The organism is Pseudoalteromonas sp. G5_S1_14_S5, from assembly GCF_054968605.1.
The window spans coordinates 39,106-52,020 of sequence record NZ_JBQKUM010000016.1; the positions used below are offsets into that span (position 1 = coordinate 39,106).

Sequence of the window (12,915 nt, forward strand, 5' to 3'; positions counted from 1 at the left end):
TAGTTAAATAAGCGTTAATAAACGAAAGCTATTTTTTTAGCCTAGAGTACAAGGGTTTGCTGCTTATCAGCCTTAACTAATCAGGGATTATCCGGTGAAGTTCATAAAGCGATTATTCATATTTACATTGATTTGCATGATTCTTGGAGTCAGTACAATTTTTGGGTTTTATTACTACGTAAAAACAGAGTTGCCTGATGTTGCCACTTTGCGCGACGTAGAACTCCAAACTCCAATGCAGGTCTTCAGCCAAGACGGTAAGTTGATCTCCCAATTTGGTGAAAAACGTCGTATTCCAGTGACTTATGACGATATCCCTCGCCACTTAGTTGAGGCTTTAATTGCTACCGAGGATAGCCGCTTCTACGAACACCCTGGTATTGACCCAATCGGCATTACTCGTGCAGCTATCGTAGTAGCGATGTCAGGTTCGGCAAAACAAGGGGCGAGTACCATTACTCAGCAGCTTGCGCGTAACTTCTTCTTATCTAATGAGAAAAAGATCATGCGTAAGATTAAAGAGATCTTTATTGCGATCCATATCGAGCAATTGCTGAGCAAAGAAGAGATCATGGAGCTTTACGTTAACAAGATCTTCCTTGGTCACCGTTCGTATGGTTTTGGCGCAGCAGCACGCGTTTACTTTGGTAAAGATCTTCCGGATCTTACGCTGAGTGAGATCGCGACTCTGGCTGGTATGCCGAAAGCACCATCAACCATGAACCCTCTCTACTCTATTGAACGTGCGACTAACCGTCGTAACGTTGTATTGCGTCGTATGCTCGACGAAAAATACATCACTCAAGCCGAATTTGATGAAGCAAGCAATGAACAGCTTGTATCGAAGTACCACGGTGCAGAAATCGAACTGAGCGCACCATACGTGGCAGAAGTAGCTCGTGCTTGGATGGTTGAACGCTATGGTGAAGACGCATATACCTCTGGTATGAAGGTCTACACAACCGTTGATTCGAAGCTGCAAAAAGCGGCAAACCAAGCTGCGATTAAGAACCTACTTAGCTACGATGAGCGTCACGGCTACCGTGGTGCTGAAAAAGTACTTTGGCAAACCGCTCAATCGGCTTGGGACCACGACAAGATCGTTAAACACCTTAAGTCTCAACCAACCTATGGTGACCTAGTTCCTGCTGTAGTGACTACTGTTGATTCGAAAAGCGCTAAAGTATGGGTGAAGAATCAAGGCGAAGGCACGATCGAATGGCAAGGTATGAATTGGGCGCGTAAGTTCCTAACAGACGACCGCCAAGGTCCAGCACCTTCTCAAGCCAAAGAGATTCTTGCAGTTGGTGAACAAGTTTGGGTACGTCATGACGCCATCACAGGTAACGAAGTCTCTGAGGAAGCAACAGAAGAGTCAGTAACAACAGAATCTGACACTCCAGTAGTTTGGCGCCTAAGCCAAGTGCCGAATGCGAACACTGCATTCGTGGCAATGAATCCAAACAACGGCGCTGTATTGTCGATGGTTGGTGGCTTTAACTTCATACACAACAAATTCAACCGTGCGACGCAATCTATTCGTCAAGTTGGTTCTGGTATCAAGCCTTTCATTTACTCAGCTGCAATTGAGAAAGGCTTAACACTAGCTTCTCTTATCAACGATGCACCAATCAACCAATGGGATAAGAGCCAAGGTACGGCATGGCGACCAAAGAACTCACCACCAACTTACGTCGGCCCTACTCGTTTACGTATTGGTTTAGCTCAATCGAAAAACGTAATGGCGGTACGTGTACTGCGCGAAGTTGGATTAGATGATACTCGTAACTACCTAACTCGCTTTGGTTTTGATATCGATGAAGTGCCTCGTTCTGAAACTATTGCGCTAGGTGCTGGTAGTTTAACGCCAATGAAAGTAGCACAAGGTTACTCAGTATTCGCTAACGGTGGTTATTACGTTGAACCTTTCTACATCAGCCGCGTTGAGACTCCATTTGGCGAGACTGAGTTTGAAGCAACACCAAAAGTTGTCTGTAAAGAAGATTGCAAACAGACCATCACGACCGATCCAATGGCGGATGAGTTTGCCGAGCAAGATGTGGATGCGAAAGTGCAATACGCTCCTCAAGTTATCTCTGAGCAGAACGCATTCCTAGTTCGTGAAATGATGTACAGCAATATATGGGGCGGCGGTGATTGGAGTGCGGGAACCGGTTGGAACGGTACAGGTTGGCGTGCTCAACCACTGAAACGTCGTGATATTGGTGGCAAAACCGGTACAACTAACGACTCGAAAGATACTTGGTACAGCGGCTATGGCCCAGGCATGGTTGCAACGGTATGGGTTGGTTTTGATAACCACAACCGTAACCTAGGTCGTACTAAAGCGAACTCTAACCTTGGTAAGAACCAGATTACAGGTGCGGAAGCTGGTGCTAAGACAGCAGAGCCTGCGTGGGTAGACTTCATGGGTACGGCATTAGCAGGCATTCCAGCACAACGCAAAGAGATTCCAGAAAACATCGTTCGTGTTCGTATTGATCGTGATACAGGCTTACTGACCAACAAGTACGATAGCTCATCAATGTTTGAGTACTTCGTGAAAGGCACTGAACCTACTGAGTACATCACAGAGCGTTTCAATGATGATATCTACTCTACCTCTTCAGGTGAAACGGTAGAAGAGCTGTTCTAGATAGGGTTTATGAACCTAGCAAGATGAACCAATAAAAAGGGTTAATATGAATTCATATCAACCCTTTTTTGTCTCTGCTATACGGAGGTTAAGCTAAACGACCTTTTCCAACTGAGTGCGAATCGTCTCCGCCAGTTGCTCAAAGCGCCCTTTTAATGGAGACCCCGGACGGTACGCAACCACAATACGACGTGAAGGTGTTGGATTTACCGCTGGCACGTAGCACACGCCATCTTTCTGTTTTTCCTTCGGTACAGACAATTGAGGTAGCAAGGTAATCCCCGCGCCTGCAGCGACCATGTTACGCAGCGTCTCTAAGCTAGTCGCTTTAAAGCGCTCATCGTCTTTTGCACCCGCAGCAAAACAGAACCCTAAGGCTTGGTCTCTCAAACAGTGACCATCACCAAGTGCTAAGACTGTCTGTCCATTGAGTTGAAGCATGTCTACTGTGTCCTGCTGAGCCCACTCATGGTCACATGGAACCGCGACACTTAATGGCTCGTCATACACATCAATCTCTTTGAACACCGCCGTTTCATCAACTGCAGCCAGTACCAAGCAATCAAGCTTGCCATCTTCCAATTGGCTCACTAATTGATGAGTTTGCGCTTCATGCAGGTACAGCTCTAACTCGGGAAAGCTCTCTTTCAGGTGAGGGACAATCTTAGGCAGAATGTAAGGACCCACGGTTGGAATGAAACCAATATGCATTGGTCCGGTCATCGCTTCACCGTGGCCACTCGCCATATCCTTAAAAGTCTTCACTTCGTTGAGAATACGTTTGGCTTGTTCAACAAGTTGTAACCCTGATTCTGTAAATATGACCTTCCTTGGACTACGCTCGGTTAACTGAAGTCCGATTTCATCCTCTAGTTTGCGTATTTGACCGCTTAGTGTTGGCTGACTGACAAAGCACGCTTCTGCCGCTTTTCGGAAGTGTTTGTGCTCTGCGAGCGCCACCAAGTATTCAAAGTCACGAATGTTCATGATCAGTCTCTTACCTCAGGTTTAAAAAGAACAAGGGTTTTCATAGCAACATTTAAAAGAAAAATGCTCTTGATAGAATTTACCTATCAAAACCATAACATCAAACGATTAGAGCTATCAAAGAATTTATCTAATAATGGGCTCAACAAAACAAAACAAAACAGGGCAGCGAAAAGCGTTAAGCTCTACTAGAACAAAATTAAAATATTATTTAAGGAAATCAATATGTTTGCATCTAAAGAAGGTCAATCAATCCCTCAAGTAACATTCCCAACTCGCCAAGGTGATGCATGGGTTAACGTAACGACTGAAGAGCTATTCAAAGACAAAACAGTTATCGTATTCAGCCTACCAGGCGCGTTTACGCCAACTTGTTCGTCAAGCCACCTTCCTCGTTACAACGAACTACATTCAGTGTTCAAAGAGAACGGTGTTGATGACATCCTTTGTGTTTCTGTAAACGATACGTTCGTAATGAACGCATGGAAAGCAGACCAAGAAGCAGAAAACATCACATTCATCCCAGATGGTAACGGTGATTTCACAGATGGCATGGGTATGCTAGTTGAGAAAAACGACATCGGCTTCGGCAAACGTTCATGGCGCTACAGTATGCTGGTTAAGAACGGCGTGGTAGAGAAAATGTTCATCGAAGAAGACGTACCAGGCGACCCATTCAAGGTTTCTGATGCAGACACTATGCTGAACTACATTGATCCGGAGCACAAAGAGCAAGAGTCAATCACAGTATTCACTAAGCCTGGCTGTCCTTTCTGTATGAAAGCGAAACAGAACCTAATCGACAAAGGTCTAAACTACGAAGAAGTCGTACTAGGTAAAAACGCTACTACTGTAAGCCTACGTGCAATCTCTGGTCGCACAACGGTTCCTCAAGTATTCATCGGTGGTAAACACATTGGTGGTAGCGAAGAGCTAGAAACTTTCTTAGGCTAATCACTGCCAAATGGCTAACCCACCCACTTGTGGGTTGGCTAACCCTATCGGGTTGAATCAAGCTTGTGGCTCGCATTTACCACAGTCACAAGCTAAACCTAATCAAACAGAATCACAAAACTGACCCGCTATCCTGACTCACTGAAATATCACATGAGTTGGAGGGGGGCATTCACACTAAATTTAGCCATTGCGAGAGAAAATTATTATGAAACAAGTCAATGTAGATGTAGCAGTTATCGGGGGCGGTACGGCAGGTCTAGGATCATACCGCGCTGCAAAAGCACACACTGACAGTGTCGTGATGATTGAAGGCGGCCCTTACGGTACAACCTGTGCTCGTGTTGGTTGTATGCCATCTAAACTGCTTATTGCCGCTGCGGAGAGCGTACACCAAATCGAGAAAGCTCCGGCTTTTGGCGTTCACCCACAAGGCGATATCGTAATTAATGGTCGTGAAGTCATGGACCGAGTGAAGTTTGAACGTGACCGTTTTGTTGGTTTTGTTTTAGAAGGCGTCGATGAAATCCCAGAGCAAGATAAGATCTCTGGCTACGCAAAATTCTTAGATGACAACACACTTCAAGTTGATAACCACACAGTGATCACGGCAAAGCGTATTGTTATCGCAACCGGCTCTCGCCCTGCATACCCTGCTGTTTGGAATGAACTTGGCGACCGCCTAATCATTAACGACGACGTATTCAGCTGGGACGATTTACCAGAGTCCGTTGCCGTATTTGGCCCTGGTGTTATTGGCCTAGAGCTTGGTCAGTCACTGCATCGTCTAGGTGTTAAAACCAAACTGTTCGGTCTGGGTGGTCAAGTTGGCCCAGTCACTGACCCAGAGATCATGGCTTACGCAGATAAAGCCTTTAATGAAGAGTTCTACCTAGATGCCGACGTGAAAATCGAAAGCATGAAGCGTATTACCAATGAATCGGGTGAGCCACGTGTCGAAATTCAGTTCATCAATAAGCAAGGTGAGCTAGAAACCAACATCGTTGAGTACGTGCTGGCTGCAACAGGTCGTCGTCCTAACACGGATAAACTTGGTTTAGAGAATACCTCTCTAGAGCTTGATGAGCGCGGTGTACCAGTTGCAGACCACTACACACTGCAAACATCGTTACCATCAATCTTTATTGCGGGCGATGCTAGCAATCAACTACCTCTGTTACATGAGGCAGCAGACCAAGCGCGCATTGCCGGCGACAACGCAGGTCGCTTCCCTGAGATTCGTGCGGGCCTGCGCCGCTCTAAAATCTCAGCGGTTTTCTCTGACCCGCAAATCGCGATGGTTGGTGAAACGTACAAAGAAATCACCACCCGACTGGGCACATGTGGCTGTTTCGCAACGGGTGAAGTGTCTTTCGAGAACCAAGGCCGCTCACGAGTGATGCTACGCAACAAAGGTATTCTGCACGTTTACGGCGAGCAAGGTACAGGTCGCTTCCTTGGTGCTGAAATGATGGGACCAGACGCAGAACACTTGGCGCACTTGTTAGCATGGGCACACCAAAACAAGATGACGGTTTCTGAAATGCTAGACATGCCGTTCTATCACCCAGTAATCGAAGAGGGTGTACGAACTGCACTACGTGACCTCAACGCGAAACTGCACTTAGGTCCAGAGATGGTGAAACACTGTCTAGACTGTGGTCCAGGTTGTTAATCTCGGTCGATTGAGACAGAACGCATAGATTAGATATTAAAAAGGAAAGCCATTGGCCTTCCTTTTTGTTTTTGGCAACGAGCAAATAACAGATTCCCGATTACGCTCCTTCGTCGCTTTCGGGAATGACGCTGGTTTATTTGTACAACTAAACCAAAACTTAATCCGTCGTTCCAGAACTGAAGGACGAAGTATCTAGAGCCTCTTTCACACATAAACAGAGATTCCCGACTACGCTCCTTCGTCACTATCGGGAATGACGTTGATTTAGTTAAGCAACTAAGCCAAAACTTCGTCCGTCGTTCCAGAACTGAGGGACGAAGTATCTGGAATCTCTTAAAACCGTTACTTGCCGCTAAATGCGAGAGAATTACTTCTCAGCTGCAATCACAGAGATCTCAACCAGTAGTGCTTCACGAGCCATATCGCCAGTCACACATGCGCGAGCTGGAGCGTGACCTTCTGGAACCCATGCATCCCATACTGCGTTCATCTCTTGGAAGTCTTTCATGTCTTTCAAGTAAATCGTTGCTGACAGCATGTGCTCTTTGTCGCTGCCTGCTTGCTCAAGTAACGCTTCTACTTTGTCCAGCATCGTCTGTGTTTGTTCTGTAATGCCTTTTGTAGCATCCGCACAAACTTGGCCACATAGGTAGATAGTACCGTTGTGTTTTACAATACGGCTCATGCGTTGCTTGGTTTCTTGGCGCTCAATCATCGATCTTCTCTCTCTATGTCACCGTGATCCAATATCTTGTGACGTATTATTATCAGGGCAATAAGCATAACGCGAATCAAGCCCAAGATGACATGTCTTCATTGCAATAAAAATGAAAAAATCTTCAACAAACTCGGTCGTTGCCAACGTTGTATGAATCAACTCACGGTGTTGACGATATTGAGTTGGGGAGTATGGTGGCTGTTTTTCAGGGAAAACCCAAAAATCATCAATGCCATCGTTTTGACGATGGCAGCTTTCGCATTCAGTGGCTTATTGTCGCTGCATTGGATAATGAAGTTTTTGGTACTGCCTTTGAGAAGCAAAAAGCGTTAGCTGAGGTATTTATAGGACAGGCGGCCATCTCAATTATCGATCTCTTACCTTTCGCCAAACTGCAGATAGAAAAAAGCCCCAAAACCAATCGGTTTTGGGGCTTTCTTAGAAAATTCTAAGAAAAAGCAGTGGTACTTTAATAGACCGGGCTTTTCTTAATTTGTTCCCAAAAAAGATCAGATTTTTTATCTTTTTTTAGGGCCCATAAAATCAAGGTGTTATGCAACATTCACCTTAGCAATTATCTGCTCGACCAAGTTCACTTCCAAGGCGACTTCATCACATGCATGTTGGCGAGGACACTGGTCACAATCTTTCAGTACCTTCTCAGGCAGCAGAGATTTCGATGTTGGTAAGAAGTCATGCTTCATAAAGAACTCAGGTGTACGGGTCAGCACAAACACTTTCTTAATCGCCATTTGTCGTGCTTTCTCAACCAAGTGCTGAACAATCGCGGTACCTTGACCTTGACCTTGCCAGCCAGCTTCGACACCCAATGATCGAATTTCAGCTAAGCCAGAGTCATAGACATAGAGCGATGCACAACCGGTCACTTCACCATGATGTTCTGCGACGGCGAATGAGCCAATATCACGCACCAGTTCATTACGAGAGCGAGGCAGGTTTTCACCCATGTTCGCCCAGTAAGCAACCATGCCTTCCAACGCTTCAATATCAGTCAAACGAGCAGGACGAACCTTAACGATAGAGGTATCACGTTGCGCCAAACGCTTCTCAGCTTGATCAACTGCGTAAGCCACTTGCTTCGGAGATACACCACCTAGCGCACTACGTTTCTCAAGACACGATTCAATGGTCAGGATGTCGTACACATCCTCTTCTATCACCTCAGAGAACTCTTTCATCTCTGCAATGGTTAACTCTTCTAGAGCGCAGCCTTTCGCAATCGCCGCAACGACGGTTACGCCTACGATATGGTGAGCTTCACGGAAAGGAATGTTTTTCGCTACAAGGTAATCGGCCAGTTCCGTAGAATTCGCATAACCCTGCTTCGCCGCTTCAAGTGTACGCTCGCCGTTCACTTTGATGCAGTCAAAACACAACGCCGCCATTTCCATACAGTCATTCCAAGTGTCTAAAGCGTCGAACAGACCTTCTTTATCTTCTTGCATGTCTTTGTTGTAAGCCAAAGGCAATGCTTTTACTGTCATCATCATGCCAGCAAGTGAACCGTATACACGGCCTGTTTTACCACGGATAAGCTCTAGTGCATCTGGGTTTTTCTTCTGTGGCATCAGAGATGAACCTGATGTCACGGTATCCGCTAACTCGATGAAGTTTGATTCACCAGAGTTGTAGAAAATCATATCTTCTGCAAGACGAGAAAGGTGAAGCATAGAGATAGAAGCGATCGACATCAGTTCCATCACATGGTCACGGTCTGATACTGAATCTAGAGAGTTGCGCGTTGCACGACGGAAACCTAAGTTGTGAGCTAACTCTTCACGGTCCATCGGGTAAGCGGTTCCTGCAAGGGCACCAGAACCCAGCGGACATGTATCTAGACGCTTAATCGCATCATTCAAACGCGAGTAATCACGCTCAAACATTTCAACGTAAGCCAAACACCAGTGAGCAAACGTTACTGGCTGAGCACGTTGTAAGTGAGTGTAGCCAGGAAGCACGGTACCTTGATGCTGAGAAGCAACATTAACCATTTGGCTCTGCAGGCGATCAAGCGCCAACAGTAGTTGATTACCTTGCTGACGACACCACAGTTTCAGGTCTGTCGCCACTTGGTCATTACGAGAACGGCCAGTGTGAAGCTTTTTACCCAAATCACCGACTTTGCTGATAAGTTGTTGTTCAACCCAGCTATGAATGTCTTCTGCATCAGAACGTAGAATCTGCTCCGGGTCTTCCATCACCTCAAGTTTTAGCTCATTCAGTGCTAACTCAAGCTTCTGCTGCTCTTCTTCTGTTAATACGTTGACCGACAGTAGAGCTTTAGACCAGGCAATTGAGCCCACAATGTCTTGCTCAGCCAATCGGTAATCAAAACGAAGAGAATCGTTAAAATCTTTAAACCGCGTGTCTGCTGCTTGGGTAAATCTACCGCCCCATAATGCCATTGTGTATCTCCTAATTGCACAGTGCTCACTGTTTTTGCAAATGATAATTCTGATTAAGATTCAGTATTTTTCTGATGGTTTAAACTTACGGCAATTCAAAATGAAAATAAAGTATTAATTCATTTTATTCACATATTTATTCACCCAAAAATTCATCCATTGATTCTTTACAGCGTAGAGCACGAATTATATGCCATCCCATAGTAAAAACCGAAGCTGATTTATTAGGCGATTAGAAAGTAAAAAGCCCACTCACTAATCAATAGTGAGTGGGCTTTGCATAATCATGTCTGTTTACTGGCCTTCAATATTTCAGTGAAGGCTAGCTTACTAACTCATTGTTAGCATTACTTTTGGCTATTCAGAGCACGGATACGGCTTGATAGCGAGTAAAGGCGGATGAAGCCTTCAGCATGGCTTTGGTCGTAAACTTCATCTTCACCAAAGGTTGCAAACTCTTCTGAGTATAGGCTGTTGTCAGAACGCTTCTGAGTTACCGTTGCATGGCCTTTGTAAAGCTTAACAACTACCTCACCGTTAACGTCTTGCGCTAGCTCTTCTGTCGCAGCAAGAATTGACTTACATAGTGGAGTGAACCAACGACCATCGTATACAAGGTGAGAAGCTTTAACGCCTAGCTCTTCACGGAACTCAAATGCTGCTTTATCAAGAACCAGTTGCTCTACTGCACGCAGTGCTTCCATCATGATAGTACCACCCGGAGTTTCGTAACAACCACGTGACTTCATACCAACAAGACGGTTCTCTACGATATCGATACGACCAACACCGTGCTTAGCACCCTTCTCGTTCAGGTAAACCAGTGCGTTGTATGGCGTCATTGTTTCACCGTCAACGGCAACCACTTCGCCTTTTTCTACTTTAAGCGTTACTGTTTCAGATTCGTTTGGCGCTTGCTCAGGATCTACCGTCCAAGCCCAGCAATCTTCGTTTGGCGCGTTCCATGTATCTTCTAGTACGCCACCTTCTGTAGAGATGTGCCATGCGTTTGCATCACGCGAGTAAATCTTAGTCAGAGAAGCAGTACAAGGAATGTTACGCTCAGCTAGGTAATCCAGACATTCTTCACGGCTCACTAGATCCCATTCACGCCATGGTGCAATTACGTGTAGATCTGGTGCTAGTGCAGCAAATGCACCTTCAAAACGAACTTGATCATTACCTTTACCCGTACAACCGTGACACAGTGCGTCTGCACCTACTTTACGCGCAACTTCAACCTGGGCTTTAGCAATGATTGGACGAGCCATTGAAGTACCTAGTAGGTATTTTCCTTCGTAGTAAGCACCGGTTTTTAGCGTTGGGAAGATGTAATCAGCAACCATCTCTTCTTTAAGGTCAGCGATGTAACACTCAGAAGCACCCGAAGCTTTTGCTTTCTCTTCAATACCTTCTAGTTCTTCAGCTCCTTGACCAACATCCGCGACAAACGCCACGACTTCACAGTCATAGTTCTCTTTCAACCATGGAATGATTACTGATGTGTCTAGACCGCCAGAGTAGGCTACTACAACTTTCTTTACGTTAACTTTGCTCATTTTCTTTCTCCTAGTTTCCATACTGCACATGGCGGTCAGCGTTGGAAATGACTTCATAATTATATGTTTATTTAATTTGTCTAAATTCTTTAAGTAGTGACTCGCAGTGAGGCCTACTGAGGTAAAAACTGTGTTCCTATGCTTTTACCTGAAAACAGTTGTGTTAGCTTTTCTGGGTATCGCCACGTCGCGACTTCGATTGGTCGTCCAAGGTCGTTAGCAGCTTCTAGTGCGGCTTGCACCTTCACGATCATGCCATCAGTAATCACTTTACCTTCGATAAGGTCATCAGCTTGCTGCTGGTTAAGGCTTGGAATTAGGTGGCCTTTGCCATCTAGTACGCCACTGACATCAGAAAGCAGTACCAGCTCTGCATCAAGTGCGCCAGCAACAGCAACCGCAGCTTGATCAGCATTCACATTCATCAGTTGACCTTGCTCAGTAAGACCAATGGAACTAATGATTGGCAGTGCGCCAGTATTCAGAATGGCTTGTAGAACTGTTGAATCACCTGGCTCAGCTTTGCCAACTGCGCCCAGTTCAGGGTTCAATTCGCTCACTTTGCATAAACCACCATCAGCTAGGCTCAAGCCAACGGCATTAATACCATCTTTAATCGCCTGACCTTGCAGTAATTTGTTCGCCGTGCCCGCTAGCGCGCCAGCAATAACAGCAATCTGATCATAAGGAGTAACGCGTAAACCTTCTTTCTTAGCGGTCTCAAGGTTCAACTTATTCATCAAATCATCAACAAGGTAACCACCGCCGTGAACAATCACGATAGGTCGTTGTGCTTCTTGTTGGTAAGCAGAGATAGCACCAAATAACTTGCTAAGTGTTTCACCACAAGATAGCGCAGCGCCGCCTAACTTTATGACTAATGGTTGATTATTAAAGCTCATATCTAGATTCCTTTACACTAACGCAGTTAATGGCGCAAAACCATAACGTAAATTTAAACACTGCATCGCTTGGCTAGATGCACCCTTCAATAAGTTATCAATCGCTGAAACAACGATGATGTGTTGACCTTGTACCTTCCAACCTAAATCGCAGAAAGGTGTCTGTTCTACATCTTGGATTCTTGGCAATGCCTCTTCGAGCAACCTTACGGCTGGCTTGCCTTGGTAAGCTTGTTCAAAGGCATCTTGTACCTGTTGTTCTGTCACGCCCTGAGCCAGCTTCATAGTAATGGTCGCTAAAATGCCGCGCTTAAAGTTTCCTAGGTGCGGAGTGAAAATCACATCACACCCTAAATGTGCAGCCATTTCAGGTTGATGACGGTGGTTAAATACACCATAAGCTTGCAGGCTCACTTCGCAGAAGCTGTTGACCATGGTCGCCTTGCGCCCTGCTCCACTGACACCACTGGTCGCGTTAATCACAGGCCACTGGTTCTCGTCTAGTAACTTAGCTTCAACCAAAGGCTTAATCGCCAGTTGTGATACGGTTGGGTAACAACCTGCGACTGCAACAAGCTGAGCTTCTTTTATTTCTTGTTCGTTCCATTCAGCTAAGCCGTAAGCCGCTTTGTCTAGCCACTGTTCGTGTTGATGTTCAAAGCCGTAAAACTCTTGGTAGAAGTTTTCGCCTTTAACTCTAAAAGCACCCGATAGGTCGAATACTTGGCAATCATTCTCTAAAAAGATAGGAGCTAGGTCATGACTCACTTCATGTGCTGTCGCTAGGAAAATCACATCAGACTGTTTTGCCACTTCTTCTGGATTAGTCAGCGGCTGAACTGGCATATCAATCAAGCCCGTTAGCTTACCGTGTAGCGATGCAATAGGTTTACCTGCGTCTACACTATTGGCTGAGACATACAAACCTGATAGCGTGAGCTCAGGGTGTCTGTTTATCATTAGAGCCAGTTCTGCTCCTGTGTAGCCGCTTGCGCCAATGATCGTGGTTTTCAACATCTCAACACATCCATTTCC

10 protein-coding genes are annotated in these 12,915 nt (G+C 45.6%); 4 read left to right on the forward strand and 6 right to left on the reverse strand.

The genetic code is table 11. The features are described 5' to 3' along the window. The first annotated feature begins 94 nt into the window (after nucleotides 1–94). Complete coding sequence (locus ACTRWI_RS07035; protein ID WP_499130087.1) at nucleotides 95–2,656, forward strand: penicillin-binding protein 1A; 2,562 nt, start codon at nucleotides 95–97, stop codon at nucleotides 2,654–2,656. Between the two features lie 93 nt (nucleotides 2,657–2,749). On the opposite strand, the gene oxyR is transcribed toward ACTRWI_RS07035, so the two are convergent. Continuing rightward, a complete protein-coding gene (gene oxyR / locus ACTRWI_RS07040) occupies nucleotides 2,750–3,643 on the reverse strand; it encodes a DNA-binding transcriptional regulator OxyR (protein WP_004737158.1) in 894 nt (297 codons plus the stop codon). A 225-nt stretch (nucleotides 3,644–3,868) separates the two neighbouring features. On the opposite strand from oxyR, the gene ACTRWI_RS07045 reads away from it, so the two are divergent. Then, nucleotides 3,869–4,597 carry a glutathione peroxidase gene (locus ACTRWI_RS07045; RefSeq protein WP_499130088.1) on the forward strand — a complete coding sequence of 243 codons (729 nt, stop codon included), beginning with the start codon at nucleotides 3,869–3,871 and terminating at the stop codon, nucleotides 4,595–4,597. Between the two features lie 208 nt (nucleotides 4,598–4,805). Further along, complete coding sequence (locus ACTRWI_RS07050) at nucleotides 4,806–6,272, forward strand: dihydrolipoyl dehydrogenase (RefSeq protein WP_499130090.1); 1,467 nt, start codon at nucleotides 4,806–4,808, stop codon at nucleotides 6,270–6,272. A gap of 370 nt (nucleotides 6,273–6,642) precedes the next feature. Here the strand turns inward: ACTRWI_RS07050 and ACTRWI_RS07055 are convergent, their stop codons facing one another. Next, nucleotides 6,643–6,990 carry a RidA family protein gene (locus tag ACTRWI_RS07055; protein WP_004737155.1) on the reverse strand — a complete coding sequence of 116 codons (348 nt, stop codon included), beginning with the start codon at nucleotides 6,988–6,990 and terminating at the stop codon, nucleotides 6,643–6,645. A gap of 87 nt (nucleotides 6,991–7,077) precedes the next feature. Here ACTRWI_RS07055 and ACTRWI_RS07060 point away from each other — a divergent pair, with 87 nt between their 5' ends. Continuing rightward, nucleotides 7,078–7,326, forward strand: coding sequence for a DUF3624 domain-containing protein (locus ACTRWI_RS07060; protein ID WP_499130092.1), 249 nt, complete (start codon nucleotides 7,078–7,080; stop codon nucleotides 7,324–7,326). Nucleotides 7,327–7,544: 218 nt separating this feature from the next. Here ACTRWI_RS07060 and argH read toward each other — a convergent pair whose 3' ends face one another. From argH to argC, 4 genes are all read right to left on the reverse strand, one after another. Continuing rightward, entirely contained in the window at nucleotides 7,545–9,419 is a 1,875-nt protein-coding gene (gene argH / locus ACTRWI_RS07065) for an argininosuccinate lyase (RefSeq protein WP_499130094.1), read from the reverse strand. 347 nt (nucleotides 9,420–9,766) lie between these two features. Further along, nucleotides 9,767–10,978 carry an argininosuccinate synthase gene (locus ACTRWI_RS07070; RefSeq protein ID WP_063522850.1) on the reverse strand — a complete coding sequence of 404 codons (1,212 nt, stop codon included), beginning with the start codon at nucleotides 10,976–10,978 and terminating at the stop codon, nucleotides 9,767–9,769. A gap of 113 nt (nucleotides 10,979–11,091) precedes the next feature. Beyond that, nucleotides 11,092–11,880, reverse strand: a complete 789-nt coding sequence (gene argB, locus ACTRWI_RS07075) for an acetylglutamate kinase (protein WP_499130096.1) — start codon at nucleotides 11,878–11,880, stop codon at nucleotides 11,092–11,094. 12 nt (nucleotides 11,881–11,892) lie between these two features. Then, nucleotides 11,893–12,897 carry an N-acetyl-gamma-glutamyl-phosphate reductase gene (gene argC / locus ACTRWI_RS07080; RefSeq protein ID WP_499130097.1) on the reverse strand — a complete coding sequence of 335 codons (1,005 nt, stop codon included), beginning with the start codon at nucleotides 12,895–12,897 and terminating at the stop codon, nucleotides 11,893–11,895. Between the last annotated feature and the right edge of the window lie 18 nt (nucleotides 12,898–12,915).